General features: G+C 64.6%; 12 protein-coding genes. 2 read left to right on the plus strand and 10 right to left on the minus strand.

Features of this window, described 5'->3' with window-relative positions; genetic code table 11:
- Positions 1 to 44: 44 nt before the first annotated feature.
- Together ftsH and J7U46_RS10430 are read right to left on the minus strand one after the other, a co-directional pair.
- The gene (ftsH, locus tag J7U46_RS10425; RefSeq protein ID WP_282825507.1) at positions 45 to 1,949 is read right to left on the minus strand and encodes an ATP-dependent zinc metalloprotease FtsH; all 1,905 of its coding nucleotides are present in this window, start codon (positions 1,947 to 1,949) and stop codon (positions 45 to 47) included.
- 142 nt (positions 1,950 to 2,091) lie between these two features.
- Positions 2,092 to 2,760 (minus strand): RlmE family RNA methyltransferase, encoded by a 669-nt coding sequence (locus tag J7U46_RS10430; protein ID WP_282825509.1) that lies wholly within the window; start codon positions 2,758 to 2,760, stop codon positions 2,092 to 2,094.
- Positions 2,761 to 2,791: 31 nt separating this feature from the next.
- On the opposite strand from J7U46_RS10430, the gene J7U46_RS10435 reads away from it, so the two are divergent.
- The gene (locus J7U46_RS10435; RefSeq protein ID WP_282825511.1) at positions 2,792 to 3,268 is read left to right on the plus strand and encodes a YhbY family RNA-binding protein; all 477 of its coding nucleotides are present in this window, start codon (positions 2,792 to 2,794) and stop codon (positions 3,266 to 3,268) included.
- A 15-nt stretch (positions 3,269 to 3,283) separates the two neighbouring features.
- Here J7U46_RS10435 and J7U46_RS10440 read toward each other — a convergent pair whose 3' ends face one another.
- From J7U46_RS10440 to J7U46_RS10460, 5 genes are all read right to left on the minus strand, one after another.
- A complete protein-coding gene (locus J7U46_RS10440; RefSeq protein WP_282825512.1) occupies positions 3,284 to 3,712 on the minus strand; it encodes a DUF4149 domain-containing protein in 429 nt (142 codons plus the stop codon).
- Between the two features lie 8 nt (positions 3,713 to 3,720).
- On the minus strand, positions 3,721 to 4,197 hold the full coding sequence (gene greA, locus J7U46_RS10445; protein ID WP_282825514.1) for a transcription elongation factor GreA: 477 nt from the start codon (positions 4,195 to 4,197) through the stop codon (positions 3,721 to 3,723).
- 95 nt (positions 4,198 to 4,292) lie between these two features.
- A complete protein-coding gene (gene carB, locus J7U46_RS10450; protein WP_282825515.1) occupies positions 4,293 to 7,559 on the minus strand; it encodes a carbamoyl-phosphate synthase large subunit in 3,267 nt (1,088 codons plus the stop codon).
- Between the two features lie 15 nt (positions 7,560 to 7,574).
- A complete protein-coding gene (carA, locus tag J7U46_RS10455) occupies positions 7,575 to 8,735 on the minus strand; it encodes a glutamine-hydrolyzing carbamoyl-phosphate synthase small subunit (RefSeq protein ID WP_282825517.1) in 1,161 nt (386 codons plus the stop codon).
- Between the two features lie 186 nt (positions 8,736 to 8,921).
- Positions 8,922 to 9,326, minus strand: coding sequence for a heme-binding protein (locus tag J7U46_RS10460; RefSeq protein WP_282825519.1), 405 nt, complete (start codon positions 9,324 to 9,326; stop codon positions 8,922 to 8,924).
- A gap of 105 nt (positions 9,327 to 9,431) precedes the next feature.
- Here J7U46_RS10460 and J7U46_RS10465 point away from each other — a divergent pair, with 105 nt between their 5' ends.
- Positions 9,432 to 10,127 (plus strand): Bax inhibitor-1 family protein, encoded by a 696-nt coding sequence (locus J7U46_RS10465; protein ID WP_282825521.1) that lies wholly within the window; start codon positions 9,432 to 9,434, stop codon positions 10,125 to 10,127.
- A 147-nt stretch (positions 10,128 to 10,274) separates the two neighbouring features.
- Here J7U46_RS10465 and rlmD read toward each other — a convergent pair whose 3' ends face one another.
- The 3 genes from rlmD to J7U46_RS10480 form a co-directional block, all read right to left on the minus strand.
- Positions 10,275 to 11,627, minus strand: coding sequence for a 23S rRNA (uracil(1939)-C(5))-methyltransferase RlmD (gene rlmD / locus J7U46_RS10470; RefSeq protein WP_282825524.1), 1,353 nt, complete (start codon positions 11,625 to 11,627; stop codon positions 10,275 to 10,277).
- A 28-nt stretch (positions 11,628 to 11,655) separates the two neighbouring features.
- Positions 11,656 to 12,519, minus strand: coding sequence for an RNA polymerase sigma factor RpoS (rpoS, locus tag J7U46_RS10475; protein ID WP_282826196.1), 864 nt, complete (start codon positions 12,517 to 12,519; stop codon positions 11,656 to 11,658).
- A gap of 158 nt (positions 12,520 to 12,677) precedes the next feature.
- Entirely contained in the window at positions 12,678 to 13,586 is a 909-nt protein-coding gene (locus J7U46_RS10480; RefSeq protein ID WP_282825526.1) for a peptidoglycan DD-metalloendopeptidase family protein, read from the minus strand.
- Positions 13,587 to 13,599: the final 13 nt, after the last annotated feature.

Raw genomic sequence — 13,599 nt, forward strand, 5'->3', positions numbered from 1 at the left:
AAAGGGCCCGACGCGATGTCGGGCCCCGTATGGGTTCAGTTGGATCAGGCGGCTGCCGGGGCGCCGTCGGTGCTCACCGGCGGCGTACCGCCACCGCTGGAACCACCGCTGGGCGTGGCGGATTCGCCAGGCGCGCGCGGCGGCTTGCCGGCCATGATGTCGAGCACCTGGTCGCGGTCGATGGTTTCCCACTTCATCAGGGCCTCGGTCATCGCCTCGACCTTGTCGCGGTTCTCTTCCAGGATGCGCTGGGCCACGGCGTACTGCTCGTCCAGGATGCGGCGCATCTCGGCATCGACCTTCTGCTGCGTGGTCTCGCTGATGTTGGCCGTCTTGGTCATGTTGCGGCCGAGGAAGACTTCGCCTTCGTTCTCGGCATAGACCATCGGGCCCAGCAGATTGCTCATGCCGTAGCGGGTCACCATGTCACGGGCGATGCGCGTGGCCCGCTCGTAGTCGTTCGAAGCGCCGGTGGAGATTTCCTTGACGAACAGGTCTTCCGCGATGCGGCCGCCGAACAGGATGCTGATCTCGTTCAACATCTGCTTGTAGTAGCGGCTGTATTGGTCGCGCTCCGGCAGCTGCCAGGTGACGCCCAGCGCACGGCCGCGCGGCATCACGGTGACCTTGTGGACCGGGTCCGTGCCCGGCAGCATTTCGGCAACGATGGCATGGCCCGACTCGTGATAGGCGGTGGCCCGCTTCTCGTCTTCGCTCATCACCATGCTCTTGCGCTCGGGGCCCATGTAGAGCTTGTCCTTGGCACGCTCGAAGTCGATCATCTCGACCAGGCGGCCATTGCGGCGGGCAGCGAACAGTGCGGCCTCGTTGACCAGGTTGGCCAGGTCGGCGCCGCTCATGCCGGGCGTGCCGCGAGCGAGGATGCTGGCGTCCACGTCCTGGCCCACCGGCACCTTGCGCATGTGGACGTTGAGGATTTGCTCGCGGCCGCGGATGTCCGGCAGCGTCACATAGACCTGGCGGTCGAAACGGCCCGGGCGCAGCAGCGCCGGGTCAAGGATGTCGGGGCGGTTGGTTGCGGCGATCACGATGACGCCGAGATTGGTCTCGAAGCCATCCATCTCAACCAGCATCTGGTTCAGCGTCTGTTCGCGCTCGTCGTTGCCACCGCCGAGGCCGGCACCGCGATGGCGGCCGACCGCATCGATTTCGTCGATGAAGATGATGCAGGGCGCGCTCTTCTTGGCCTGCTCGAACATGTCGCGGACGCGGGCGGCGCCCACGCCGACGAACATTTCAACGAAGTCGGAACCCGAGATCGTGAAGAACGGCACCTTGGCCTCGCCGGCGATGGACTTGGCCAGCAGCGTCTTGCCGGTACCCGGAGGGCCGACCATCAGCACGCCACGGGGAATGCGGCCGCCGAGCTTCTGGAATTTTTGCGGGTCCTTCAGGAAATCGACCAGCTCCTTGACCTCTTCCTTGGCTTCGTCGCAACCAGCGACGTCGGCGAAGGTGATCGAGTTGTTGGCCTCGTCCAGCATGCGGGCCTTGCTCTTGCCGAAGCTGAACGCGCCCCCCTTGCCGCCCCCCTGCATCTGACGCATGAAGTAGATCCAGACGCCGATCAGTAGCAGCATCGGGCCCCAGCTCATCAACAGGCCCATCAGCAGCGATTGCTCTTCGCGCTGCTTCACGCTGAACTTCACGCCGTTGCTGAGCAGGTCGCCGTACAGCCCGCGGTCATACACCGGGGCGAGGGCGCGCAGGGGCTTGTCGTCCGTCGTCAGCGCCGAGATCTCGGTGCCGCTGGGGGTTTCCTGCAAGGTCACTTGCTTGACGCGACGGGACTTCACTTCCTCGAGGAAATCGGAATAGCCGATCTGGTTCCCCTGGGTCGTGCCCCGATCAAACTGCTTGACCACGGTGAACAGCACCAGGGCGATCACCAGCCAGACAGCAATTTTCGAGAACCACTGATTGTTCACCGCGACTCCTTTAACTCGATTCCACAGGTCTGCGCCTTGCGCACAGACGATGCACGGCAGTTGGGGTTGATTCTATTGCAGTCAAGTCCCCGGACCTGATTGAGAAATCCATGCCCGGCGATAGAGATTGCCTGCAAACGCCTCACTTGAGGCCGATGCCGATCAAGAAAGTCTCAGACGACCGGTCACGCGAAGCCTTGGGCTTCAGGGTCTTGACCTTCTTGAAGGCCTTGCGGAACTGGGCCACCAGATCGTCGTAGCCGGCACCATGGAAGACTTTGGCGACCAGGGCGCCGTCGGGTGTCAGGTGCTTCTGGCCGAAGTCCAGGGCCAGCTCGATCAGGTGGCTGACCCGTGCAGCGTCGGTATCGGTGATGCCTGACAAGTTGGGAGCCATGTCGGAAACCACCAGATCCACCGCACGGCCGGCCAAGGTGTCTTCCAGCTCCTTCAGCACAGCGTCCTCGCGGAAATCACCCTGGATGAAATGCACGCCCTCGATCGGCTCGAAATCCAGCAGGTCGAGCGCGATGATGGTGCCGTTGAGCTGCCCGACGGCCGCTCCGCCGGTGCCAGCCTCCTTGGGCGCAAACTTGCGCCGCAGGTACTGGCTCCAGGCCCCGGGCGCGGCGCCCAGGTCCACGACCACTTGCCCCGGACGGATCAGCTTCAGCTCTTCGTCGATTTCCTGCAGCTTGTAGGCGGCTCGAGCGCGATAGCCGTCCTTCTGGGCTGCTTTGACATACGGATCATTGATATGACCGTGCAGCCAAGCCTTGTTGATTTTCTTGCTTTTGCTCGTGAATTTCATGATGTGCCGCGCCTGGCCCGATAATGCCGGAATGCCTGCGATTCAATTGACCCCTGCCCAGCGCAAGGAAAAACGCTCCGATGCCCACCATCTCGACCCCGTCGTGATGATAGGCGCGGATGGACTCACGCCCGCCGTCGTGAAGGAAACCGATGCTGCCCTGAACGCCCACGGGCTGATCAAGGTGCGCGTGTTGTCGGACGACCGTGAGAACCGCGAAAGCATTTTCGCAGAGCTGTCCGACAAGCTGGATGCCGCGCCCATCCAGCACATCGGCAAGCTGCTGGTGCTGTGGCGCCCGATGCCGGAAAAGGTCAAGGCCGTTCGCGAAGACGCCAAGGCGGGCCCGCGCATCGTCAAGATCGTCAAGTTCTCCAAGAGCGGCAACAACCGCCCGCAGGTCAAGAAGCTCGAAGTCTTCGGCAACCAGCGTGTGGCTCAAGGCGGCGAGATCAAGCGTGCCAAGCGCAAGATGACCAGCACGAAGAAGTCCAGCCAGAACGGCTGAACGAGCGACTCGAGCTCAGGCCGGCGCGCGGGATGCGCGCCAGGCCAACACCAGCACCGCCAGCGTTTTGAGCCCGAAGAACAGGCTGGAGACCGCGTGCAGCGCGCCAAACGACCAAGCCCCCTGCCCCGCCCGCGCCGCTTCCATCAGCGGCTGGATGCCGTAGTAGCCGGCGGCCGTGCAGAACAGCGCAGCCATCGGCAGCAGCAGGTTGGGCGTCATGACCGGACCGGCCGCATCTCGTTGCAAGCGACGTTCCACCATCAGCAGCATGAGCCCGAGGCCGAGGCTGATCTGCGCATCCAGTTCGAACACGCGGGCCACCAGCTTACCGGCCTGGGCACGCTCAAGCATTGCAAACGCGCTGGGCGCGGCCACGGCCGCCACGCAAACGAGAAGGCCGCCCCACAGGGCGGCCAGCACGGCGCGAACGCGATACAGCATCAGCTCGATCAGACGTAGCGGACTTCGACGATTTCGTAGCGCTTGACGCCGCCCGGTGCATTCACCTCGGCCACGTCGCCGGCTTCCTTGCCGATCAAGGCACGGGCAATCGGCGAGCTGATCGAGATCAGGCCCAGCTTCAAGTCGGCCTCGTCGTCGCCAACGATCTGGTAGGTCACCTCGGCGCCGCTGGATTCTTCCTCCAGGTCGACGGTGGTGCCGAAGACGATGCGGCCGCCGGCGTCCACCGAGGAGGGGTCGATGATCTGCGCAGCCGCCAGCTTGCCCTCGATCTCGAGGATGCGGCCTTCGATGAAGCCTTGCTTGTCCTTGGCAGCCTCGTATTCGGCGTTCTCGGACAGGTCGCCCTGGGCGCGGGCTTCGGCGATGGCCTGGATCACGGCATGACGCTCGACCGATTTCAGTCGATGCAGTTCTTGCTTGAGCTTTTCAGCGCCGCGTGTGGTCAGAGGGATCGTGGCCATGGAAGAAAGGAACTTTGATAAACCAAAATGAATCCGCCGCTGCGGCCTGGGGCTGGCACCCCGGGCTGCTGCGGCGGAATCGTGTGCGCTGAATTTTAGTTCAGTTCGGCATGCAGTTCCTGCAGGGATTGCACCAAGAGGCCGTTCTGGTGCTTCATGCCCTCCACCGCCGCCTCACAACCGGCCATGGTCGTGTAGTAGGTGATGCGGTTGGCAAGCGCGGCCTGGCGGATGTAGCGGCTGTCAGCAATCGCCGTGCGGGTTTCGTCCACGGTGGTGAACACCAGCTGGATCTCGCCACCCTTGATCATGTCGACGATGTGCGGGCGGCCGTCCTTGATCTTGTTGACCACCTGGGCAGGCACGCCGGCTTCCTGGATGGCCGCTGCCGTGCCCTTGGTGGCCACGACGCCAAAGCCCAGCGCATGCAGGTCCTTGGCCACCTTGATGGCGCGGGCCTTGTCGGCGTTCTTCACCGTGATCAGGACATTGCCCTGGCGCGGCAGGCGCGAGCCGGCACCGAGCTGGCTCTTCAGCATCGCTTCACCGAAGGTCTTGGCCGCACCCATCACCTCACCGGTCGAGCGCATCTCGGGACTCAGGATGGGGTCGACGCCAGGGAACTTGTTGAACGGGAACACCGCTTCCTTGACGCTGTAGTACGGCGGCACGACCTCGGCCGGCACGCGGCCCAGGCGGTCCTTCTGGTCCTTCAGCTTCTGGCCGGCCATGCAGCGCGCTGCGATCTTGGCCAGTTGCTGGCCCGTGGCCTTGGAGACGAAGGGCACGGTGCGCGAGGCACGCGGATTCACTTCCAGCACGTAGACCGTGCAGGCCGACAGGCCCTGGGTCACGTCGCCCTGGATCGCGAACTGCACGTTCATCAGGCCGACGACGTTCAGGGCCTTGGCCATGGCGGCGGTCTGGCGGCGCAGTTCGTCTTGCAGGTCGCTGGAGAGTGTGTACGGCGGCAGCGAGCAAGCCGAGTCGCCGCTGTGGATGCCGGCCGCCTCAATGTGCTCCATGATGCCGCCGATCATCACGTCGGTGCCGTCGCTGATGCAGTCGGCATCGACTTCAACGGCGTCTTCCAGGAAGCGATCCAGCAGCACGGGCGACTTGTCCGACACACGCACCGCTTCACGCATGTAGCGCTCGAGGTCCTTGTCGCCGTGCACGATTTCCATCGCGCGGCCGCCCAGCACATAGCTCGGGCGCACCACCAGCGGGTAGCCGATCTCGTTGGCCAGGGCCACGGCCTGGTCTTCGGTGCGCGCGGTGCGGTTCGGTGGCTGCTTCAGGCCCAGCTCATGCAGGAGCTTCTGGAAGCGTTCGCGGTCTTCAGCGATGTCGATGCTGTCGGGCGTTGTGCCGATGATGGGCACGCCCGCGCGCTCCAGGTCCAGCGCGAGCTTCAGCGGCGTCTGGCCGCCGTACTGCACGATCACGCCGACCGGCTTTTCCTTCTCGACGATCTCGAGCACGTCTTCCAACGTCACGGGCTCGAAGTAGAGGCGGTCCGAGGTGTCGTAGTCGGTCGAAACCGTTTCCGGGTTGCAGTTGACCATGATGGTCTCGTAGCCGTCTTCGCGCATGGCGAGGGCGGCATGGACGCAGCAGTAGTCGAACTCGATGCCCTGGCCGATGCGGTTCGGGCCACCGCCCAGCACCATGATCTTCTTCTTGTTCGTCGGCTCGGCTTCGCATTCCTCGTCGTACGTGGAATACATGTAGGCCGTCTCGGTGGCGAACTCGGCCGCGCAGGTGTCCACCCGCTTGTAGACCGGGCGCACGCCTTGCGCCCAGCGCGCATTGCGCACCTCATGCTGATTCGTGCCCAGCAGCTTGGCCAGGCGCTTGTCCGAGAAGCCCTTCTGCTTCAGAAGGCGCAGCTCTTCGGTCGAGAGGCTTTGCAGCGTGCGGCCGGCCAGCGACTGCTCGATCTTCACCAGCTGTTCGATCTGGGCCAGGAACCAGGGGTCCACGGCCGTTTCATCGAACACCTCTTCGAGGCTCATGCCGATGCGAAAAGCGTCGGCCAGGAAGAGGATGCGCTCAGGACCGGCTTCGCCGATTTCCTGGACGATCTCTTCACGGTCGGTCGAGCGCTCGGTCAGGCCGTCGATGCCGGTTTCCAGGCCGCGCAGCGCCTTCTGGAACGATTCCTGGAAGCTGCGACCCATGGCCATCACTTCGCCGACCGACTTCATCTGCGTCGTCAGGCGCGAATCGGCCATCGGGAACTTCTCGAAGGCGAAGCGCGGGATCTTGGTGACGACGTAGTCGATCGAGGGCTCGAACGAAGCCGGGGTCACGCCGCCGGTGATGTCGTTCTTCAGCTCATCGAGCGTGTAGCCCACGGCCAGCTTGGCCGCGATCTTGGCAATCGGGAAGCCGGTGGCCTTGGAAGCCAGTGCGGACGAACGCGAAACGCGCGGGTTCATCTCGATGACGACCATGCGGCCGTCCTTCGGGTTGATCGAGAACTGCACGTTGGAGCCGCCGGTGTCCACGCCGATTTCGCGCAGGATGGCGATGGAGGCGTTGCGCAGCAGCTGGTATTCCTTGTCGGTCAGCGTCTGGGCCGGGGCCACGGTGATCGAGTCGCCGGTGTGGATGCCCATGGGGTCCAGGTTCTCGATCGAGCAGACGATGATGCAGTTGTCGGCGCGGTCGCGCACGACTTCCATCTCGTACTCCTTCCAGCCGATCAGCGACTCTTCGATCAAGAGCTCGTTGGTCGGCGAGAGGTCGAGGCCACGCTTGCAGATCTCTTCGAACTCTTCCGGGTTGTAGGCAATGCCACCGCCCGTGCCGCCCAAGGTGAAGCTGGGGCGAATGACCATGGGGAAGCCGGAGCCGCCGATGTCGGCCTGGATGCGCTTCTGCACGCTCCAGGCTTCTTCCAGCGAATGCGCGATGCCGGACTTGGCCGAGCCCAGGCCGATCTTGGTCATCGCGTCCTTGAACTTCAGGCGATCCTCGGCCTTCTCGATCGCATGCTCGTTGGCACCGATCATCTCGACCTTGTACTTGTCGAGCACGCCGTGCTTGTGCAGGTCGAGCGCGCAGTTCAGCGCGGTCTGGCCGCCCATGGTGGGCAGGACTGCGTCCGGGCGCTCCTTGGCGATGATCTTCTCGACCACCTGCCAGGTGATGGGCTCGATGTAGGTGACGTCGGCCGTGTCCGGGTCCGTCATGATCGTGGCCGGGTTGCTGTTCACGAGGATGACGCGGTAGCCCTCCTCACGCAGCGCCTTGCAGGCCTGGGCACCGGAATAGTCGAACTCGCAGGCCTGGCCAATGATGATCGGGCCAGCGCCGATGATGAGGACGCTCTTGATGTCTGTACGTTTTGGCATAGCGGTGCTCCCTGTTCAAGCCTTGGCCATCAGACCGATGAAACGGTCGAACAGGTAGGAAATGTCGTGCGGGCCGGGGCTGGCCTCGGGGTGGCCCTGGAAGCAGAAGGCCGGCTTGTCGGTGCGGGCGAGGCCCTGCAGCGTGCCGTCGAACAGGCTGATGTGCGTGGGGCGCAGATTGGCCGGCAGCGACTCGGCGTCGACCGCGAAGCCATGGTTCTGACTGGTGATCGAGACACGGCCGTTGTCCAGGTCTTTCACCGGATGGTTGGCGCCGTGGTGGCCGAACTTCATCTTGAAGGTCTTGGCGCCGCTGGCCAGGGCCATGATCTGGTGACCGAGGCATATGCCGAAGGTCGGGATGCCGGATTCGATCAGCTGGGCGGCCGCCTTGATGGCGTAGTCGCAAGGCTCCGGGTCGCCCGGGCCGTTGGACAGGAACACGCCATCGGGCTCGAGATCGAACACGGCGCTGGCCGGCGTCTGCGCGGGCACCACGGTGATCTTGCAGCCGCGCGAGGCCAGCATGCGCAGGATGTTGCTCTTCACGCCGAAGTCGTAGGCCACGACGTGGAACTTCGGTGCCTTCTGCTCGCCATAGCCTGCACCCAAGGTCCACTCCGTCTGGGTCCAGGTTTCGCGCTCGGTGCGGCTCACCACCTTGGCCAGATCAAGGCCCGCCATGCTCGGGGCGGCCTTGGCCTTGGCAATCGCATCGGCGATGTGGGCTTCGGTGATCTTCTCGCCGGCCGGCAGCGCGAGGATGCAGCCGTTCTGTGCGCCGGTCGTGCGCAGCACGCGGGTCAGTCGGCGGGTGTCGATGTGCGCAATCGCCACCGTGCCTTCGTCCTTCAGGTACTGGACGAGCGTGCGGCTCTTGCGGAAGTTGGAATCGAGAACCGGCGGTTCCTTGATGATCAAGCCTGCGGCATGGATCTTCGTAGCCTCCACATCCTCGTCGTTGACGCCGTAGTTGCCGATGTGCGGATACGTCAGGGTGACGATCTGCCGGCAGTAGCTCGGGTCGGTGAGGATTTCCTGGTAACCGGTCAGCGAGGTGTTGAACACCACTTCGCCGACGGTGTGGCCTGCAGCGCCGATGGAGCTGCCTTTGAAGACCGTGCCGTCTGCCAGGGCGAGGATCGCGAGGGAATGATTGAGCAGATCGGGCAGCACGGGTAACTCCGTTATTGTGCGCGCGCCCAGCTCTGCTCCGGGACCGACTGTTTGAGCAGCCGAGGAGCCTGAATCCGGTGGAGGAAACGGGTGGAGTTTCGCGAGGGTGCGGTGGGTTTCGGGTAAACCTGTGGAGTATATCCGAGCAGGGTTATCCCCGAGCCCCGCGCCCTGGTAAAACTTTCGTCACACCAGCGCGGCAATGCCCGCGCGGGCGATCTGCGCATCCTCGATGGACTTGACGCCGCTGACACCCACGGCACCCAGGCAATGGCCGCCCACCAGGATGGGCACGCCACCTTCGAGCATGCCGGAGAGGCCGGGCGCGCTCAAGAAGGACGTGCGGCCCTGGTTGATCATGTCCTCGTAGACCTTGGACTCGCGGCGGCCCAGCGCGGCCGTATGGGCCTTGGCCGGGGCGATCTGCGCGGAGATGGGTGCGGCGCCGTCCATGCGCTGCAGCCACAGCAGGTGGCCGCCCTCGTCGGCGATGGCGATGCAGACGGCCCAGCGGTTGGCCGCAGCCTCGGCTTCGGCTGCGGCGGCGATGCGCTTGACGTCGTCCAGGCTGAGGCAGGGTTTCTGGTTCATGGTCTCGGCTCTTGAATCTTTGGGAAAGGCCTGCACTTTAGCTGCGGCGGGCGCAGGGATGGCGCGCCTAGAATCGTCGCATCCTGATTCAAACGGAGGAAGTCCATGAACGAAGGTCTGCAAACGCAGTACGGAAGCAGCTATGGTGCCGACCTGGCCTCGCAGCAGCAGCGCGTGCTGCGCAACACCTACTGGCTGCTCGCGCTTTCCATGGTGCCCACCGTGCTGGGCGCCTGGATCGGCGTCAGCACCGGACTCATCGCCAGCATGGGCATGGGCGCCAGCACCATCCTCTTCTTCATCGGCGCCTTCGGCCTGATGTTCGTCATTGAGAAGACCAAGAACTCCAGCACCGGCGTCGTGGCGCTGCTGGCCTTTACGTTCTTCATGGGCCTGATGCTGTCGCGCCTGCTGATACCCGTGCTCGGCCTGCGCAACGGCGCCAGCCTGGTGATGACAGCCTTTGGCGGTACCAGCCTGATCTTCTTCGCCATGGCCAGCCTGGCCACGGTAATCAAGCGCGACCTGTCGAGCATGGGCAAGTTCCTGCTGGTCGGCGCTCTGATCCTGATGGTGGCCGGCATCGCCAACATCTTCCTGCAGTCCTCGGCCCTGATGCTGACCATCCTGGTGCTGGTGCTGGCCGTCTTCTCGGCCCTGATGCTGTACGACATCAAGCAGATCATCGACGGCGGCGAGACCAACTACATCACGGCCACGCTGCACCTCTACCTGGATGCATACAACGTGTTCCAGAGTCTGCTGTCGCTGCTGGGCATCTTCGGCGGGGAACGCGACTGACCGATTGACCACCCCCGAGGCGCTCACGCGCCTCCCCCTCAAGGGGGCGCACCCAGCGGCCTGGCAAAGCCAGTTCCGCGGGTGCCGCTGGAGGTAGCGCCGGCTGCGCGGCGCAAGAAGAAAGGGCCTTACGGCCCTTTCTTCATTTCAGCGTTCGAAGACCGCTATGCTTTCCACGTGCGCCGTATGCGGGAACATGTTCACCGCACTCGCCGCCGTACAGCGGTAGCCAGCCAGGTTGACCAGCAGCCCCGCATCGCGCGCCAGCGTGGCCGGGTTGCAGCTCACGTAGACAATGCGCTTCGGCGGCGTCCAGCCGGGGGCCAGGTTCGGGTCTTGCGCGATGTCGGCAATCGCCTTGGCCAGGGCAAAAGCCCCTTCGCGCGGCGGGTCGACCAGCCACTTGTCGGCACTGCCATCGGCCGCAAGCAACTCGGGCGTCATCTCGAACAGATTGCGAGCGACGAAAGAGGTGTTCGCAGCCAGGCCATTGCGCACCGCGTTCTCACGCGAGCGCTGCACCAGGGTCTCGCTACCCTCGATGCCCAGCACCTCGCGTGCCTGCGTGGCCAATGGCAAGGTGAAGTTGCCGAGGCCGCAGAACCAGTCGATCACGCGCTCGTGCTTCTGCACCGCCAGCAAGCGCAGCGCGCGCCCCACCAGCACCGTGTTGATATGTGGATTGACCTGGGTGAAGTCCGTCGGCTTGAAGGGCATGACGACGCCGAACTCGGGCAATGAGTACGACAACTCGGTGCCACCTTCATCCAGCAGCTTGACCGTGTCCGGTCCCTTGGGCTGGAGCCACCATTGCACGCCGTGCTGGGCGGCGAAGTCTCGCAGGCGCTGCAGGTCGGCCGCGCCGAGCGGGTTCAGGTGGCGCAGCACGAGGGCGATCACGTCATCGCCCATGGCCAGCTCGATCTGCGGCAGGCGGTCGCGCTCTTCCATCGAGGAGATCAGTTCGCGCAGCGGAATCAACAGATCGCTGACGCGCTCAGGCACGACCTTGCAGACCTGCATGTCGGCCACATAGCGGCTCTTGCGCTCATGGAAGCCGATCAGCACCTGGCCCTTCTTGGCGACGTAGCGGACCGAGAAACGGGCCCGGTAGCGATAGCCCCAGGTCGGCCCTTCGATCGGGCGCAGCAGCCGCTCAGGCTTGACCTTGCCGAGGTGCCAGAGGTTGTCCTCGACCACACGCTGCTTCACCGCCACCTGGGCACTGGCATGCAGGTGCTGCATCTTGCAGCCACCGCAGGCACCGGCATGCAGCCCGAAATGCGGGCAGCCAGGTGTCACGCGCAGCGGGCTTTCGCGCCGCAGGGCCACCATCGTGCCCTGCTCCCAGTTGTTCTTCTTGCGGCCCACGGTGACCTGGACCTGTTCACCGGGCAAGGCACCCTCGACGAACACCACCTTGCCTTCTTCGTTGTGGGCAACACCCTGCGCTTCAAGATCGAGCGAGTCGATCTTGAGCCATTCAGAAACTTGAGTCATGGGATTGATTATCCCAGGCCCTCGCACGTCAGAAGATCGCGTCCCGATTGATCCCATGCCGCATCATGTTGCGCTTGAGCTTGCCCAGCGCCTCGATCTGGATCTGGCGGATGCGCTCGCGGGTCAGGCCGAGGCGGATGGCCAGCACATCCAGCGTCTCGGGCTCGCGGTCACTGAGGCCATAGCGGCCGGCCAGCACCTCGCGCTCACGGTCGTTCAACGTAGCCAGGCCATGCTCTAGCAGCTCTTCCAGCTCATGGCTGAGGCGCAGGCCGAGTGGATCGACGGCCTGCTCGTCGGCCACCAGATCCATCATCGACTCGCCGCCTTCGCCATTGCGATCGACCGGTGAATCCAGCGAGCTCGGCAGCTCGGCATAGGCCAGCAGTTCGGCCACCTCCTCGATAGGCCGGCCCAGCGCAGTGGCGATGTCTTCGGCCCGCACCAGGCCTTCGCCGCCGTTCTGGCTCTGCAAGGCCTCGAGCGCGCGGCGCGCCTTCAGCACATGGTTGAGCTCGCGCACGATGTGCACCGGCAGGCGCACGAGCCGCGCCTGGTGCATCAGCGCGCGCTCAATGCTCTGGCGTATCCACCAGCTCGCGTAGGTCGAGAAACGGAAGCCGCGTTCGGGCTCGAACTTGCCGATGGCATGCATCAGGCCGAGGTTGCCTTCTTCGATGAGGTCGCTCATCGGCAGGCCACGCCCCAGGTAGTTCTTGGCGATGCTGACGACCAGGCGCAGATTGTGCTTGATCATGGCCTGGCGCGCCTCGAAATCGCCGGCGCGGGCGCGGGTGGCGGTCTCGAATTCCTGCTGCGAGGTCAGCAGCGGCGTGCGGCGGATGTCGCGGAGATAGGCCTGCAACGCATTGCCGACCTCGATGTCGGCCATCGGCGCCGCGCCGTTGCGCAACAGCTGGCCCTCTTCTTCCTCATCATTGCCTGGCTCGGCAGGCACGCCGTCCGGCAAGAGCTCAGGCGGCGGCACAGCTTTGGCAACGGGCGCGATGTGCTTCATGGAGGCATCCTCTCATCGCGCGTCGCATCGGGCTACCTGGCAGGCAGCAGTTTGGCAGGGTCAATCGGCTTGCCCTGCTTGCGCACTTCGAACTGCAGCTTGACCTGATCCGCGTCGCTATCGCCCATGTCGGCAATCCTCTGGCCCTTGCGCACCACCTGATCCTCCTTCACCAGCAAAGTCTGGTTGTGGCCATAGGCCGAGAGGTAGGTGTTGTTGTGCTTAATGATGATCACGTTGCCGTAGCCGCGCAAGCCCGACCCCGCATACATCACGCGGCCACCAGCCGCCGCATAGACCGGATCGCCGGCCTTGCCGCCCAGGGTCAGGCCGTTGTTGCGCGATTCGCCGAAGCCGTTCAGCACGGCACCGTTGCCCGGCCAGCCCCAGGGCAGATCGTCTTCCGACGCGGGGGCGGCTGCTGCCGTCGACGGCGACGATGCGGCCGACTCGGCTGCCGAAGCAGCACCACTCGCTGCCGTTGCAGGCTTGCTGTCCAGCGGACGGCTCTCGACCTTGGCCGTGGCGATAGGACGGGTACTGGCCGTGCCCGGCTCGGCGCCGGGTGCAATCACGCGCAAGACCTGACCCACCTCAATGCGGTTCGGATTCTCAAGGCCGTTCCAGCGCGCCAGGTCGCGCCAGTTCTGGCCGGTGTCCAAGGCGATGCGTATCAGCGCATCACCGGGCTTGACCGTGTAGTAGCCCGGCTTGCCGGCATTCTCGGCGCCAGGCTTGGGCGACTCAGGCGCGGAGGCTGCAGCGCCGGGCGCGCCCGCTGCTACGCCGCTGGGGGCAGGTTTTGCCTGAGCGGGCTGAGAGACGGGGCGATCCTCCACAGGCGCGCGGTGCGAGGTCGTGGAGCAGCCGGCCAGCAGGGCCATGCCGCAGACCAACATGGCCGACAGGGCCGGGGCGAAGCGTTTCGTGTTCAGGTGCATGCGCTCTTTGCAA

This window comes from Pelomonas sp. V22 (genome assembly GCF_030014915.1).
Taxonomy (GTDB): Bacteria; Pseudomonadota; Gammaproteobacteria; order Burkholderiales; family Burkholderiaceae_C; genus JAUASW01.

What these genes read in the sequence shown, in the direction of transcription:
- J7U46_RS10460 (WP_282825519.1), bottom strand. Translation starts at nt 9,326, where the DNA reads ATGAACCAGAAACCCTGCCTCAGCCTGGACGACGTCAAGCGCATCGCC.
- rpoS (WP_282826196.1), bottom strand. Translation starts at nt 12,519, where the DNA reads ATGGCCGACATCGAGGTCGGCAATGCGTTGCAGGCCTATCTCCGCGAC.
- J7U46_RS10440 (WP_282825512.1), bottom strand. Translation starts at nt 3,712, where the DNA reads ATGCTGTATCGCGTTCGCGCCGTGCTGGCCGCCCTGTGGGGCGGCCTT.
- carB (WP_282825515.1), bottom strand. Translation starts at nt 7,559, where the DNA reads ATGCCAAAACGTACAGACATCAAGAGCGTCCTCATCATCGGCGCTGGC.
- greA (WP_282825514.1), bottom strand. Translation starts at nt 4,197, where the DNA reads ATGGCCACGATCCCTCTGACCACACGCGGCGCTGAAAAGCTCAAGCAA.
- J7U46_RS10435 (WP_282825511.1), top strand. Translation starts at nt 2,792, where the DNA reads ATGCCTGCGATTCAATTGACCCCTGCCCAGCGCAAGGAAAAACGCTCC.
- J7U46_RS10430 (WP_282825509.1), bottom strand. Translation starts at nt 2,760, where the DNA reads ATGAAATTCACGAGCAAAAGCAAGAAAATCAACAAGGCTTGGCTGCAC.
- J7U46_RS10465 (WP_282825521.1), top strand. Translation starts at nt 9,432, where the DNA reads ATGAACGAAGGTCTGCAAACGCAGTACGGAAGCAGCTATGGTGCCGAC.
- rlmD (WP_282825524.1), bottom strand. Translation starts at nt 11,627, where the DNA reads ATGACTCAAGTTTCTGAATGGCTCAAGATCGACTCGCTCGATCTTGAA.
- J7U46_RS10480 (WP_282825526.1), bottom strand. Translation starts at nt 13,586, where the DNA reads ATGCACCTGAACACGAAACGCTTCGCCCCGGCCCTGTCGGCCATGTTG.